The sequence below is a fragment of the Streptomyces sp. NPDC001822 genome, assembly GCF_042892135.1.
Classification (GTDB): domain Bacteria; phylum Actinomycetota; class Actinomycetes; order Streptomycetales; family Streptomycetaceae; genus Streptomyces.
In genome coordinates this window covers 43,262-57,229 of the sequence record NZ_JBIATW010000005.1, presented here as the reverse complement: position 1 = coordinate 57,229, position 13,968 = coordinate 43,262, and the positions used below count along the sequence as shown (strand labels likewise).

The following is a 13,968-nucleotide window of genomic DNA, read 5'->3' as shown; positions in this document are numbered from 1 at the left end:
GGTGGCGAGCTCCGGTCCGATCGCTGCCGGGGCCGGGCCGTCAGCCCCGCCCGCCCAGCACCTCGGCCACGTAGGCCGCGAGATCCGCCCTCATCCGGTCCGCCGTCATGTGCTGCTCGCCGGCCAGGTGTTCCACCAGATCGGCGCGGGTCGCGGCCAGGAGCGCGTGCGCGGTGAAGTCACCGGCCGGGGCCGTGGGGATCTGCCGGAGAGCTTCCCGCAGTGTGCGGTGCCACCACGTGTAGTGCCCGGCGGCGTAGGGGCTGCCCGTACCGGCCTCCTCCAGGGCCAGGGCGAGGTGGCGGTTGTCGAGCTTGAAGCGCAGGACGGCGTCGAGGAGGGCGGCCACCCGTTCCCGGGGCGGTGCCGAGGGTCCGAGCGGGGCGGGACCCGACTCGACCGCCTCGCGCAGGGGCTGGACGCGGGCTTCGTACAGGGCCTGGATGAGACCGGTGCGGTCGCCGAACCGGCGGAAGAGGGTGCCCTTGCCCACTCCCGCAGCAGCCGCGACGTCGTCCATGGACACCCCGCGGGGGCTGTCGCTCCGGGCGAAGAGGGCGTCGGCTGCTGCGAGTACGGCTTCGCGGTTCCGTACGGCGTCGGCGCGCTCCTTGCGCTCGGGCATGACCCCTCCAGTTGATAAACGGACTGTCGGTCCGTATGGTTTCCAGGGTAAACGGACTTGCAGTCCATATCCTAGGGGTGAGTCGGATGAGTGACACACATGACCCGGCGGAGCTGTACCGCCGCAGTCTGGGGCTTCTGCTCGACAAGGACATCGACGGCTGGATCGCTCTGATCGCCGACGACGCGGTCTTCGAGTTCCCGTACGCCCCGGCGGGCTTCCCGGCGAAGCTGGAGGGGAAGGGAGCCGTCGCCGCGTACATGCGCGGTTATCCCGACGCCATCGACCTGCGCGAGGTCGTGGGGCTGCGCATCCACGAACTGCGCGACCCGGGCACCGTCATCGCCGAGTGGCGCGGAGTGGGCCGGATCGTGGCCACCGGGGACCCGTACGAGATGCCCTACGTCGCCGTGGTCACGGTCGACGGCGGACGGATCACCCACTACCGCGACTACTGGAACCCGCTCGCGATCCCCGGCGACCTCTCCGACGCCGTGTTCTTCGATGCCGCATGAGCGGGGACGCGCGCGACCGCGTGCTGGTCACCGGGGCAACGGGCACCACTGGCAGCCGCGTTGCCCGCCGAATCGCCGAACAGGGACACGCGGTCACCGCGGCCACCCGTACGCCCGGACGGAAGACAGGCGCGCGGGACGTCCGCTTCGACTGGTACGACGCGGACACCCACGGCCCCGCGCTGCACGGCGCCGACCGCGCCTATCTCGTGCCCCCCGTCGGCGACCCGCGTCCCGTGGAGGTCGTGCTGCCCTTCCTGGAACGGGCCCGCGCCGCCGGGGTGCGCCGCGTGGTGCTCCTGAGCTCCTCGGCCATCCCCGCCGGCGGACCGGGGGCGGGGCAGGTCCACGAACTCCTGGCCGGCGGGATGTTCGAGGAGTGGGCCGTGCTCCGGCCCTCCTGGTTCATGCAGAACTTCACCGGGCGGCATCCGCACGCGGCCGGCCTCAGGGCGGAGGGCGTCGTGGCGAGCGCGACCGGCGACGGACGGGTCGCGTTCGTGGACGCCGAGGACATCGCGGCCGTCGCCGTCGGATCCCTCACCGCCCCCGTGGCCCCGTGCACCGATCTCCTTGTCACCGGGCCCGAGGCGCTCAGCTACGACGAGGTCGCGGCCGTCCTGCACGAGGTGACGGGACGGCCCGCGGCGCACCGCCGGCTCACTTACGAGCAGATGCGCGACCGTCTGGCCGACGGCGGGATGCCGCGCGAGTTCGCCGACGTGCTGGCCCGCATGGACCTGGCCATCGCCGAGGGTGCCGAGGACCGGGTCACGCAGACCGTTCAGCGGATGACGGGCCGGCCGCCCATCACGTTCCGGGCCCACGCGGAGGCGGCGCTGCGGCGGGGGCACGCCTCCCCGTAGTGCGGGCGCCGGTGGTCCGCGCGGGGACCGGCGATCCGGCCGGAGCCGTGCCCGTCGCCGCGGTCCCGGTCGTGCCGGTCGCCGGGACCTCGACCGGTGCGGACGCGGTGCGTGGGCGGACCAGGCGGTACTGCGCCAGGCAGGCACCCACCAGCGTGACCCCCAGCACCGGCCACGCGAGAGCCCCTGTGCTCACCGCGAGGCCGACGACCACGGGACCCAGGCTGCGCTGCGCGGACTGGGCCAGTCCGTGCACACCGAGGTAGGCGCCCTGGGCCTCCCCGGGTGCGAGGGCGAGGGAGAGCTCCCAGGACGCGAGGGCGTGCAGGATCTCGGCCAGCGAGAAGGCCGCGGCGGCGACCAGGACCGCGGTCGTCGCGAACCACGGTCCTCCGGCGGCGGACGCCGCCAGAGCCGCCCCGCCGGTCAGGAAGGCCGCCCCGATCGGGAGGAGCAGGCGGCGGGCGGCCGCGCGGCCCTCTCCGAAGCGGGACAGCGGCACCTGGAGGGCGATGACCAGCAGGCTGTTGAGGACGAGTACCAGTGGTGCCAGCCCGACGGGGGCCTCGGTCGCGTGGACGATCCACAGGGGGAACCCGACCTGGAGGATGCTGTCGTCCAGGAACAGCCAGACCTCGGTGGCGGTGAACGAGAGGTAGCGGCGGTCCCGCCAGGGCGTCGCCCTGCCGGCCGGTCCGGCGAGAAGTCCGGACTCGGCGACGACACGGCTGGGGGCCGGTGGTTCCGCGCACCGGAGTGTCAGTACGCCGATGACGAGGTAGGACGCGACGTTGGCGAGCAGGAGCGCCTGGTAGGCGGTGGTGGTGCCCACCGTGAGCGCGCCCGCGGCGCCGGTGGCGCCGACGGCCCAGCCGATGTTGACCGCCGTGCGCTGGATCGCCTGGTAGCGGATGCGCTGCGGCCCGGCGACACGTGCCGCGAACAGCTTGGTCAGGACGCTCGACGCGCGGTCGGGAAGCGCGCCCAGCGCCGAGAACAGCACCAGCAGCCCGTACGCGTCCGTGGTCAGGAGTGCCAGCAGGGCCGCACCGCGCGCCAGTTGGGCGACGACGAGGATGCGGGTGACGGGGAACCGGTCCGCGAGCCGTCCCGCGAGGGGAGGCCCGGCGATGCCGAGGACCCCGGACAGGCTCATGAGCAAAGCGATCTGGGAGACCGACAGGTGGGCGACGTAGAGGAAGTAGAGCGTCGAGGCGCCGCTCCACAGCCCCGTACCCACCTTGTCGATGACGGCGACCACGAGCATCCGCCGTCCGTCGCGGCCGCCCGGCACGGAGAAGCGCCGGACTGCCGGGACGCGGCTCGGCGTCGGTTCCATCTGTGTCCCCCTTGACAAATTTTTTGTATCGGTACAAACTTTGCTCTGTGGCAGAACAATATGGGATCGCGGGTGGAACGGCCAGGGAGATTTCCGCCTCGGTCGAGAGCAGAGTCGCCGACGGCACGCTCCGGCCGGGCGCCTCGCTGCCTCCGGTGCGGCGGCTCGCCGGAGAACTGGGCGTCGGTGCCGGCACGGTCGCGGCGGCGTACAAGGAGCTTCGCGGGCGGGGCGTCGTGGTCACTCTCGGCCGTGGCGGCACGGTGGTCGCGTCGGCCCCCGCCGTCACCTCGCGGCGGCCGCCCCGAGTGCCGTCCGGCTTGCGTGACCTGGCGGGAGGTCATCCCGACCCCGGCTGCCTTCCGGTGCTGTCGCCGCCTCGGCGCGTCGAGCCCGTACCGGGATCGCACCGCGCGGCCCCGAGACTCCCCGCCCTGGAGGACGCCGCCCGCGCCTGGTTCGCGCGCGACGGGGTCCCCAGCGGGTCGGTGACCTTCGCACACGGGGCACTGGACTGCATCGCCCGGCTGCTCACCACCGAACTCCGGCCGGGCGACGCGGTGGCCGTCGAGGACCCGGGCTTCCACCACCTCCTGGACCTGGTCCCCGCCCTCGGGCTGCGCATGCTCCCGGTCACCGTCGACGACGACGGCATCCGCCCCGAGGCCCTGCGCGGCGCCCTGCGCGCGGGCGCCCGTGCCGTGGTGTGCAGCCCCCGCGGACAGAGCCCGCTCGGCGCGCGCTTCACCCTGGAGCGCCGGGACGAACTCCTGTCGGTGCTGCGGGACTTCCCCGATGTGCTGGTCGTGGAGGACGACCACAACGCGGAGATCTCCGGCGCCGCCGCGGTGACCCTCGCGGCCGGCGGCCCGGCCCGCTGGGCGCAGGTGCGCACCGTGTCCAAGCACCTGGGCATCGACCTGCGCTGGGCCGCCCTTGCCTGCGACCCCGCGACCCTCGCGCGTCACGACGGGCGGATGCTGCTCACCTCGGGCTGGGTCAGCCACATCCTCCAGGCGACCGTTGGGGACCTGCTGACCGACCCGGCGGTGACGCGCCTGGTGGCCGAGGCGTCGAGCACGTACACCGCCCGCCGCGAAGCGCTCGTCGCCGCGCTGGGGGAGCACGGCATCGCGTCCCACGGCGGGAGCGGACTGAACGTCTGGGTACCCGTCCGGGACGAGTCCGCCGTCGTCAACGGCCTGCGCAGCAGGGGCTGGTGGATCGCGGCGGGCACCCGCTTCCGTATCGCCTCCCCGCCCGGGGTCCGGGTCACGACGGCGACTCTGACGCCTGCCGAGGCCGGTGGGTTCGCACGTGACTTCGTGGACACGCTCACCGAGTCACAGGCGGTCTACGGCGGATAGCCGCGGCTCGGCGGCGCGAGCCCGCCGCCGAGGAGCACGAGGAGCACGAGGAGCACGAGGAGCACGAGGAGCACGAGGAGCACGAGGAGCACGAGGAGCACGAGGAGCACGAGGAGCGTACGCGGCGCCGTTTGGGCACCTCGGCAGGGCGGCGGCGGGTCCGTGGAGCCCGGGGGTCCGGGAGAGGCCCCGCCGCCCGGAGGTGGTCAGGTGTTCAGGGGGTCAGGGGGCAGGTGGACAGGGGCTCAGGCGGACAGGGGGGTGCGGATGGCGGCTATGTCGAACTGCAGCCGGAGCCTCTCGCTGACCATCGCGCCGCCTTCCGCGAGCCTGGCGTTGTAGGTCAGACCCCAGTCGGACCGGTTGATGGTCGTGGTCCCGTCGAAGCCGACGCGCTCGTAGCCGAACGGATCGGTGACGTAGCCGATGTAGGTGAGGTCCAGGACCACGGGGCGGGTCGTGCCCTTGATCGTCAGGTCGCCGGTCATGCGGTAGACGTCCTTGCCGATGAGCCGCACGTCGCTGCTGGCAAAGGTCATCCGCGGGTGCCGCCCGGAATCCAGAAAGTCACGGCCCGTCAGATGTGCGTCGCGCTGCTCGACACCCGTGTCGACACTCGCCGTGGCCACCGATATCCGGGCGCTGGACCTGGCGGGTTCACGGCCGTCGAAGTAGAGCCGGCTCTCGTACTCCGGAAAGGAGCCGCGGACCGTGGTCACCATGGCGTGCCGCACGGAGAAGCCGATCCTGCTGTGCGCGGGGTCGATCATCCACTCTCCGGTCAGCGCCGCGAGGGCGGGATCCGGCAGGACGGTCCCACCGGCGGCCGCGGATCCGGCGGGCGGCCCCTGGACGGGGGTCTCCGGACGTCGGAGGAGGGAGCTACGGCTGAAGAGGTTCATGACAGACCTGGTTACCGGCGTACGAGAAGCGCTCGCAAGCCCCGCCCGGCGAACCCGAACATCGCAGAGCGAACCTTCACAAGGTGATGCCCGTGCGTCGCGATGGCAGAGAACGGTTCGCCCGGGGGCCCGGTTGCGTAGTGGCGCGTAGCCGCACCATCACACGCCTGCCTCCACCAGGAACTCACTCGGGTCGCCCCACCAAGACACGTACAGCCCGTCCCGGGCGCGGGTGCACGCGACGAACAGCAGGCAGCGCTCCGCCAGGAGGTCCGCGTCGTGCTGGAGTCGGTCGATCTCGGTCGAGGTGACCGCCTTCGGATACGGGAGGGCGCCGTCGCTCACGCCGATGATCGCTACGCACCGGAATTCCAGCCCCTTGAAGGCGTGCATCGTGCCGATCTGCACGCTGTTCAGGTCGGTGGCCGAGTCGCCCCGGAGCCGCACGGCAGCGACATCCGCTGACCTGAGACGTTCGACCGCCCTGTCGCAGGTCTTGTTGAACCGGGCACTGACCCCGATCTCGCCCGGCGCGATACCGCTGTCGAGCCACCCGCGCACCCGTGCGACCAGCGCGTCGAGCTCGGCGTCCTCCGAATCACCGCCGAACGTCTCGGGCCCGCTGCCGTGCAGGGCCGAACGGTAACCGAGCAGGGTTTCGTTACGGGCGTCGTCCGCCAGTTGCTCGAAGGGCCTGCCGACGAGGAGCGCGGTGGACCAGCTGAGGATCTCGTGGGTGGAGCGGTAGTTCTTGCGCATCTTCGTGGACCGCCCGGTGACCCGGACGCCCACCGCCTTCAGGGAGACCTTCGTGTCGTAGATGCGCTGGTGGGGGTCGCCCGCGATGAACAGATCGTCCGGCCGTGCCGGAGCCGCGGCCCGCAGCAGCCGCCACTGGGCCGGGTGAAGGTCCTGGGCCTCGTCGACGACCACGTGCCGGTAGCGCGGGCCGGATGCCTCCAGCAGGTCGGCGGCCTCGGCACAGGTGCCGAGGTAGGTGCGCAGTCCATCGGCGGTGAGGCGGTCGGTGAACTCCTCGACCGTCCGCCACACGTGACCGCGTACGGAAGTGGGCAGTGCGTTGCCGCGCCCCCGGCGCTCGCAGGCCTCGTACTCCTCCAGCGTCCGTAGGTTCTGGGCGAGGACCACATGCTTGTACTCCTGCGCGAGGAACTGTGGGGTGCCGGTGAAGCCGGTGGCGCGAGCCGCCCGTTCCCACCGGGTCTCCTCCTCGCCGCCGCGCAGCGGCCGCCGAGATGTCGACACGACACGGCCCGCGAACGCGTCGACGGTCATGATGTCGACACGGTCGCGCAGCACCTCGTCCTCGACCAGGGCGGCGAGACCGGCGCGCAGTGCCGCGACCAGCGCATTGGTGTACGTCGTCAGCAGTACCCGGTCGCCGTCCCGCAGATGACCCAGGAGATGACGCACACGGTGCAGGGCGACGACCGTCTTCCCGGTCCCGGGGCCGCCGGTGACCTGGGCGGGACCGGAGTACGAGGACCGGTAGGCGACCTTGTGCTGCGATGGGTGCAGGAACACCCGCCATGCCGCGAACGGCTTGTCCAGGATGTCGCGCAGCTCCTCCGACGCCGTGACAAGAGCGATACGCGCACGGGTGCGCTGAATCGCCGTGGCGAAGTCCTGCGTATCCACGGGCGGATCACCGGCGGTCACGGTGGACATGGCCACGGACACCACGTCACGCCAGACGTCCTCGACGCTGAAACCGGCTGCGAGGTACTCCAGGACCTCACGCTGGTCCTGGGGGAAATACGGCGCGAAGACCTTCAGCTGCTCGGTGTCGGTGAGTACGCGGGCCTGCCGAAGGGTGGTCTCGTCGATGCCGAGCGCAGCCATGTCACCGTCGGACACCTTCGCGAACAGCCGCTGGTCGGGGTCAGGGGCGATCTGCTCGTACGCCGGAGTGAGCTCGTCGAGCACGGCGATGTCCCGGATCTCCACGGCTCGGGTTACCGTGTTGATGCTGGCCTTCTGCTTGACGGCCCATGCGATCGCCTTGTCGTGCGGCATCACGCGCAGCAGCACGTAGGTGTCACCGCTGTCCGGCGCGAGGACGACACCACGCGTGCCCTGGTCGATGCGGATGGTCCTGATGTGCGGATCACGGGCCCGCTTGAGGGTTTCCAGCTTCAGCCCCTGGTCCTTGAACAACTGGTCAAGGGTGAGACGTTCGAACTTCTCCCAGGCATCGAACACTCCCTGCTTGACGCTGCCCTGGAGCTTGCTGAGCTGTGCGCAGAACTCGATGTCGAACGCGAGGTGGGGCATGTGCGGACTCTCCGGGGAGCGGCGGGCGTGAGGGTGTTGGCGGTTCAGGCTGCCGGGCCGTCGAGGTCGAGCTGGATCAGGCCCAGTACCTCGGCGACTTCTGCGGACATGTCGTCCGTCGGACCGTAGACCAGGCACAGATCGTCGTGAAGGGGCGCGAGGATCAGCTGCGCCTCAGGCCCCTGTCCCTGGGCCAGCAAGAGCATGCCGATGTCCCGGCGCAGTTCGACCGCCTCATCGCTCACGTCGCCGTCGACCGCGCGGACGACATCCAGAACACCCCGCAGCGCAGCCAGCGCGTCGGTCGCCTGGCCCAGCTCGGCGCGGCACCGGGCAGCCTGGGCACGGCACGCACGGGCCTGCCTGCTGCTCGGGCCGCCGGTGCGCGCGTACGCGTCGGCCAGCGCGTCGAACTCGGGCAGGGCCGCCCGGTAGTCCCCGCCGAGCAGCCGGATCGCGGCGCGCTGTGTCCGGAGCTCCAGCACCTTCCTGTTCTCGGCGCCGAGTGCACGCGCGGCGGGCTCGATGATCTCGCTCAGCACCTCGGCGGCCTGGGCGAACCGCTCCTCGTCCAGCAGCGCGTCGGAGTGCGCGTACGCCTCTTCGATCTCCTCCCGCAGCTGTGCGGGCACGGCGACGGGGACCGGCGGCGCGGAGGCCGGGTCGACCGTCGTGGGCACGGGCCGTCCCGCACCGGCCCGGGCGCGCGGTGCGTACGGCTGGCGGAAGATCGCGGTCGGATCCGGCACCCCCTGGGGCCCCGCATCCCCGGGCGCGGGGACTGCGCCGGGCGACGGCAGGAAGTGCCGAAGCCGCTCGTACACCTCCTGGACATCGACGGGCCGTGCCTCGGGCGACTTGAGCAGCAGGTGCAGGACGAGTTCTTCCAGGGTTTCCGGCACATCCGGTCGCAGCAGGCGCAACGGGGTCGGAGCCGCGTTCACGTGTTGGTACATCACCAGGTACTCGCTGTCGGCGGTGAACAGGTGCCGTCCACTGAGCAGTTCGTGCAACACGCAGCCGAGCGCGTACAGATCGGTCTGCGGACTGGTGCGGCCACCGCGGACCTGCTCCGGTGCCATGTACTGATACGTGCCGATGGGGCTGCCGGTCGCGGTCAGCTTGGTGACGCCCGTGCGCAGGATCGCCGCGATTCCGAAGTCCAGGACCTTCACCGTCCCGTCCCGGGCGACCAGGATGTTGGACGGCTTGAGGTCGCGGTGGATCACCGGCACGTCGTGGGCGTGCGACAGCACCGTGGCGACCTGCGCCGCGACAGCCACGGCCCAGCTGACGGGAAGTGTGCGATCGGGGTGGATGTACGCGGACAGCGGGATGCCGTCGACCAGCTCCATGACGAGGAACAGCCGCTCAAAGGTGTCATCGAGCACCGCGTCGTACACCTGCGGTACGCCGGGGTGCTGGATGCGCGCGGTGATGCGGGCCTCGCGCTTGAATCGCTTGGCGAACTCCTCGGCCAGTTGCGGTGAGCCGGCAACAGCCTGCCTTCGGACCACCTTCACGGCGACGGGCCGGTCCAGCACGGCGTCATATCCACGCCACACGTCGCCCATGCCACCGCTGTTGAGCTCCTCCACGAGCTCGTACCGTCCGGCGATCGGCTGTTCTGGCACCTTGCCCCCGTGTGTGCGTGCGCTGGCCGGTACGTGCGGCCCAAGCCCGCCCGGAGTCGATCGGTCAAGTCTCTCTGCTGAAACCTGTCAGGTCCAGCAGTGTCAGGACTGTGGGTGCGCCGCCGAACGTTTCCGGTCAGGTGGCGCGGACAGGCATCAGGCGGTCGCCGGACGCTGTGAGCAGTTCATCAAGCACCTCGGCGAATGCGCAGGATCCGTGCCGCTCTTGTGAAGGTCAGCCGTACGCTGTTGCCGGAAACCAAGGGGAGAAGATGACTGACGACCACGAGGCAATCATTCCGGTGTGGACGCTGGCGACCGGTGACGTCCGGGTGCCCGCAGTGGCCGAAGACGGGCCGATGACGGCTGAGCGCCTGACCGAACTGCGCGGTGTGCTGGCCGGCCTGGTCGACGCGCCGATCGCCACACTTGAGGTACACCCGCTGCCGGGCAAGCTCGAGCGCAGCCGGGGTCTCCCGCTCGATGCCGCGAGCCCCTTGGCGCAGCACCTGTCGCAGCTCATCACGCAATCAGCGAAAAGCTCCCCTGCGGCGGCGACGGCGACCTTGGCCGGCGAGGGCCTGTACCGCATGGTGGTTCCGGCGAAGTTCGCCGCGCAGTTCGGTCAGGGCATCGTTCGCCCGATGGCGGCGAAGGGGGTGGCCGGTGGCGTCCGCGGTCCGCTGATGAACGGAACGTGCATCGTCGGTGGTGCGGCGTTCGTGCCAGTCGGTAAAGCGACAGCGGCAGGCGCAGTCGGTGGAGCCGGTGCTACAGCGGGCGTCGCTGCCGCCGGCAGCGCGGCGCTCACCGTCGCCGCTCCGCTCGTGCTCATGGCCGTAGCGGTGGGGGTGAGCGCGCATGCCGACCAGAAGCGCCAGCAGGCCATCGAGCACATCACAGAACTGCTGGAGCAGCTGCACGAAGAGAAGCTCGATGACGAGCACAGTGAACTCGACGGTTGCCGCGATGCCATCGACAAAGCCACCGCCATTCTGCTCGACCAGGGGAAGCTCGGTGCCTCGCTGGGGCTGGACTCGGCAGTACATGCCATCAACTCGGCTCTGGGGGCTGCCGATCGCCGTCTTGCGCGGTGGCAGAGCGCACTCGACAAGCTGCCCAACGACAAGGCGGTCGAGATCGGTACGCTGGCGAAGTCGTTCCCGGGCCTCGATGACGAGGGCGGCACGTTCCGCGCGCACCTCGAACTCGCCGCCCTGGCCATTGCGCTGAAGCAGCGGGTCATCGTCCTGCAGGCCGTGGAGCATGCCCAGAGCGACCCTGACAACTTGTTCGAGAACTTCTCTCGCGCACTCAAGGCCGACCATCAGCGCCTCGAAACACTGGAGGCGAACATCGCCGGTGTTCTGGAACGCCTGTCGGCGCTGGAGCTGGCACGCCCGCAGAGCCTGCGGCCCGTCTTCACCACCGGTGAGGTCGACCGCCTGATGCGCTCGGCAAACCGGATTCGCAAGCTGGGCGACGGCGTCACGGTCGACAACCGCAAGGCGGACGTGGCGATCGAAATCGCTCGTGACAAGGACGGCTCGGTGGTCGTGTTCCCAGCGCAGCCCGCGTAGCCGTAGCCATAGGCGCACTCGCACTCAGCGGGTAAGTGGCGGTGCGGGATTGCGCTCACCCCCGAACGCGATTGTGGTCCTGGAGCGTGGCACCAGCTACGGCGAGACCTCCAGGACCGCCCACACCGTCTTGCCTGGCCCGTCCGCGCAGGGGTACCAGCCCCAGCGGTCGGTGAGGGCGGCGACCAGGAGCAGGCCTCGGCCGCCGTCGTGATCGTCCGGTGGTGTGTCGGTCAGGGCGGGGAGGCGTTCGCCCCGGGTGTCGGTGACCTCGATCCGGATGGCCGCGCCCTCGGCGGAGAGGCGCAGGCGGAAGTCGCGTCCGGATACGTGGCCGTGGCGCACGGCGTTGCTGCTCAGCTCGGCCACAGTCAGCGTCAGTGTGTCGTGCGCCTCGCTCCCGTACGGGATGCCCCAGGCGTCGAAACGTTCGCCGGCCAGGTGACGGGCGAGGCGGGCACCGCGCGGCGTCGAGCTGAACCGCATCGTGAAGTGGTGCCAGGGGAAGCGGGGCTGTGTGGTGCGTACGGGTCGTACTGGTCGTACGGGGAGGGGTGGCTGCTTGCTGGTCATGCCTCAACGCTGATGCATCATGGCCGAGCGTGACCAGGGGTGACGCGCTGTCGCCAGGTGGCTGTACGTGGTGGGTGTCGGCCTGTACGTGGGAGGGGCAGAGGTCGGCGGCTCGTCCGGGCGGGGGCGGCCCGAGTCGGCGGCGTATCGTCACTGCCGTCCAGGTGCCCCGCCCTCGGTTCTCAGCCCTTCAGCTGGGTGAAGCGGAGGTGGTTGCCGAAGGGGTCGCGCAGGCCGCAGTCGATCCCGTAGGGGCGCTCCGTCGGCTCGTCGGTGAACTCCACGCCCCGGGCCAGCAGCGTCTCGTACGTCTTGCGGCAGTCGTCCGTGGTGAGGATGAGCGCGCTGCCCAGTGCGCCCTTGGTCAGCAGTTCGCGGACCTGCTCGGCCGTTTCCTCGGACATCGCCGGAGGACCGGGCTTCTCCAGCAGGACCTGGCGGTCGGGATGGCCGGGGACGCTGACCGTCAGCCAGCGCATGAAGCCCATGTCGACGTCGGCGTTGACCTCCAGGCCGAGCTTGCCGACGTAGAAGTCCAGGGCCTCGTCCTGGTCGAGGACGTAGATTTGTGAGTGTGTGATCGCGTTGAACATGTGGACCACGCTAATCGGCCGGCCCGGCGAACACTTATCCGAAACTGCTCAGCCGGCCGTCCGTGCGGAGGGGCGGGGCGCAGAGGCGCTCAGGCGGTCGGCCGCGTCCACGCCTTCGTGAAGCACGTGGGTACGTTCACGGCCGCCGTCTCCTTCCGGTACGTCCTCGGCGACCGGCCGACGATGTCGCGGAACGTGCGGCTGAAGGTGCCGGTACTGCCGAAGCCGACCTCGTAGCAGATGTCCGTGACACTACGATCGCTCTCCCGCAGCAGGAACATCGCCCGCTCTACGCGGCGGCGCTGCAGATAGCGGTGAGGCGTCTCCCCGAAGGTGGCGCGGAAGGTGCGGGCGAAGTGTGCGGGGGAGACATGGGCGATCCGCGCCAGGGTCGGCACGTCCAGCGGCTGGGCGTACGCGCGGTCCATCGCGTCCCGGGCCCGGAGCATGCGGCGGTTGGTCTCTTCGGCGGTGCGGCTCACGGCACCATCCCACCACAGGACACCCGGTGTGGGACGGCTCAGAGGACCGGGAGAGCCTGTACCTCTACGACAGTGATGCCGGTCTCTGAGTTTCCGGTCTACCGGCGGCGGTGGTGCGTCGGTCAGGGCAGTCGTGTCAGGTCGCGGAGCCGACTGACCAGCGCGTGGACGTCGCGCTCGGCGGGTGTGTCCACGGGCGCCGGTGGGGTGGCGTCCGGAACGGCGGTGCGGCAGGCCCGGCACAGGCCGTCGGGCAGCGCTTCGGGAGGGCCGGGACGGCCGCATTGGGTGCACTCCGCCATGAGGCGGCGCCGCGGGGGCACGGCCGTCGCGGGCGCGGGGCTCGTGGTCAGCTGCGGCGGGAGCTTGTCGGCGAGGCGGCGGCGTACCAGGCCGACCGGGGAGCCCACCTGTGCGGGGAGGCCTGCCGTGAGGGCCTGGATGAGGTAGTCGGCATCCACGCCGCGTGCGAACCAGGCCGCGGCCAATGGCTCAAGGGCGCGGCAGTCGGCTGCGGAGAGGGCCAGGCGGTTGTCCAGGCGGCCGAGTTGGGCCAAGGTGAGGTACGCGGGGGAGGCGGTGACCGGGGGTGCCGTCGTGGTGCGCTGCTCGGGCACGGCGGGCATTGAGCGCTCGGGGTGCGCCAGGCTGGCGGGAGCAGCCGCGGTCGCCTGAGGGCTGGGCTCGGCCGGGGCGGCCGGTGATGCGGCCGCGGTCAGGGCCTGCGGGCCGGGATCGGTGCACGGGGGAGCGGGGATTGCTTCGGGCGCGGGCTGGCCCGCCTCGGTGGTCAGGAACGCGTCCCACCACTCGTTGTCGCGGGCGGTGCGCGACCAGTAGGTGCGGGAGACCCAGCGGACCTGGTCCCGCTCTCCGGCCAGGCAGCGCACGCGCCGAAGATGCCCGGCGACTCCGAGGGCCCTCAGCGCGCTGGCGACGGCCATCTGGCCGTACAGGGGCAGGTGTTTGGCCAGTGACTTGATGTCCATCGCCGCGCCGTCGGGGAGCCGGTCGACGTATCCGGCGATGTACCGCTCACGCTCCGGCATCAGGGCGAAGTCATGTGGCATCGGCGTGCGTTGGTCTGGTGCGGTTCGTTTGCCGTAGCCGGGGCGGGCCTTCGCGTACGGGCGCGAGGATGCGGGTGCGCGGAGGGCAGGGCTAGGGTGCTCGGTAGCCACGAGATCGCTCTTTTCG

The 13,968-nt window shown here is 71.1% G+C and carries 14 protein-coding genes; 4 read left to right on the top strand and 10 right to left on the bottom strand.

Going from position 1 to position 13,968, the window contains the following annotated elements; all coding sequences use genetic code 11:
* Window positions 1-40 precede the first annotated feature (40 nt).
* Window positions 41-625, bottom strand: coding sequence for a TetR/AcrR family transcriptional regulator (locus ACFYY2_RS13595; RefSeq protein ID WP_388741466.1), 585 nt, complete (start codon window positions 623-625; stop codon window positions 41-43).
* Between the two features lie 86 nt (window positions 626-711).
* Between ACFYY2_RS13595 and ACFYY2_RS13590 the strand changes: the two genes are divergently transcribed.
* Together ACFYY2_RS13590 and ACFYY2_RS13585 are read left to right on the top strand one after the other, a co-directional pair.
* Complete coding sequence (locus tag ACFYY2_RS13590) at window positions 712-1,140, top strand: nuclear transport factor 2 family protein (protein ID WP_388741464.1); 429 nt, start codon at window positions 712-714, stop codon at window positions 1,138-1,140.
* Window positions 1,137-2,006 (top strand): NAD(P)H-binding protein, encoded by an 870-nt coding sequence (locus ACFYY2_RS13585; RefSeq protein ID WP_388741461.1) that lies wholly within the window; start codon window positions 1,137-1,139, stop codon window positions 2,004-2,006. Before ACFYY2_RS13590 ends, ACFYY2_RS13585 begins: the two co-directional genes overlap by 4 nt.
* Here the strand turns inward: ACFYY2_RS13585 and ACFYY2_RS13580 are convergent.
* Window positions 1,951-3,345, bottom strand: coding sequence for an MFS transporter (locus ACFYY2_RS13580; protein WP_388741458.1), 1,395 nt, complete (start codon window positions 3,343-3,345; stop codon window positions 1,951-1,953). The two genes, ACFYY2_RS13585 and ACFYY2_RS13580, sit on opposite strands and share 56 nt — an antisense overlap.
* A 47-nt stretch (window positions 3,346-3,392) precedes the next feature.
* On the opposite strand from ACFYY2_RS13580, the gene ACFYY2_RS13575 reads away from it, so the two are divergent.
* Complete coding sequence (locus ACFYY2_RS13575) at window positions 3,393-4,712, top strand: GntR family transcriptional regulator (RefSeq protein ID WP_388741456.1); 1,320 nt, start codon at window positions 3,393-3,395, stop codon at window positions 4,710-4,712.
* On the opposite strand, the gene ACFYY2_RS13570 is transcribed toward ACFYY2_RS13575, so the two are convergent.
* From ACFYY2_RS13570 to ACFYY2_RS13555, 4 genes are all read right to left on the bottom strand, one after another.
* Window positions 4,700-4,822: a hypothetical protein gene (locus ACFYY2_RS13570; RefSeq protein WP_388741453.1), complete on the bottom strand. Its 123-nt coding sequence runs from the start codon at window positions 4,820-4,822 to the stop codon at window positions 4,700-4,702. The genes ACFYY2_RS13575 and ACFYY2_RS13570 overlap by 13 nt on opposite strands.
* Window positions 4,823-4,957: 135 nt before the next feature.
* Window positions 4,958-5,614, bottom strand: coding sequence for a YceI family protein (locus ACFYY2_RS13565; RefSeq protein ID WP_388741450.1), 657 nt, complete (start codon window positions 5,612-5,614; stop codon window positions 4,958-4,960).
* Window positions 5,615-5,773: 159 nt separating this feature from the next.
* Window positions 5,774-7,909: a UvrD-helicase domain-containing protein gene (locus ACFYY2_RS13560; RefSeq protein ID WP_388741447.1), complete on the bottom strand. Its 2,136-nt coding sequence runs from the start codon at window positions 7,907-7,909 to the stop codon at window positions 5,774-5,776.
* A 44-nt stretch (window positions 7,910-7,953) separates the two neighbouring features.
* The gene (locus ACFYY2_RS13555; RefSeq protein WP_388741443.1) at window positions 7,954-9,543 is read right to left on the bottom strand and encodes a serine/threonine-protein kinase; all 1,590 of its coding nucleotides are present in this window, start codon (window positions 9,541-9,543) and stop codon (window positions 7,954-7,956) included.
* A gap of 272 nt (window positions 9,544-9,815) precedes the next feature.
* Between ACFYY2_RS13555 and ACFYY2_RS13550 the strand changes: the two genes are divergently transcribed.
* Entirely contained in the window at window positions 9,816-11,123 is a 1,308-nt protein-coding gene (locus ACFYY2_RS13550) for a hypothetical protein (protein ID WP_388741441.1), read from the top strand.
* Window positions 11,124-11,219: 96 nt separating this feature from the next.
* Here ACFYY2_RS13550 and ACFYY2_RS13545 read toward each other — a convergent pair whose 3' ends face one another.
* From ACFYY2_RS13545 to ACFYY2_RS13530, 4 genes are all read right to left on the bottom strand, one after another.
* A complete protein-coding gene (locus tag ACFYY2_RS13545) occupies window positions 11,220-11,696 on the bottom strand; it encodes an ATP-binding protein (RefSeq protein WP_388741439.1) in 477 nt (158 codons plus the stop codon).
* 182 nt (window positions 11,697-11,878) lie between these two features.
* Window positions 11,879-12,289, bottom strand: coding sequence for a VOC family protein (locus ACFYY2_RS13540; RefSeq protein WP_388741437.1), 411 nt, complete (start codon window positions 12,287-12,289; stop codon window positions 11,879-11,881).
* An 89-nt stretch (window positions 12,290-12,378) separates the two neighbouring features.
* On the bottom strand, window positions 12,379-12,771 hold the full coding sequence (locus ACFYY2_RS13535; RefSeq protein WP_388741434.1) for a helix-turn-helix domain-containing protein: 393 nt from the start codon (window positions 12,769-12,771) through the stop codon (window positions 12,379-12,381).
* A gap of 122 nt (window positions 12,772-12,893) precedes the next feature.
* Window positions 12,894-13,952 (bottom strand): MarR family transcriptional regulator, encoded by a 1,059-nt coding sequence (locus ACFYY2_RS13530; protein WP_388741432.1) that lies wholly within the window; start codon window positions 13,950-13,952, stop codon window positions 12,894-12,896.
* Between the last annotated feature and the right edge of the window lie 16 nt (window positions 13,953-13,968).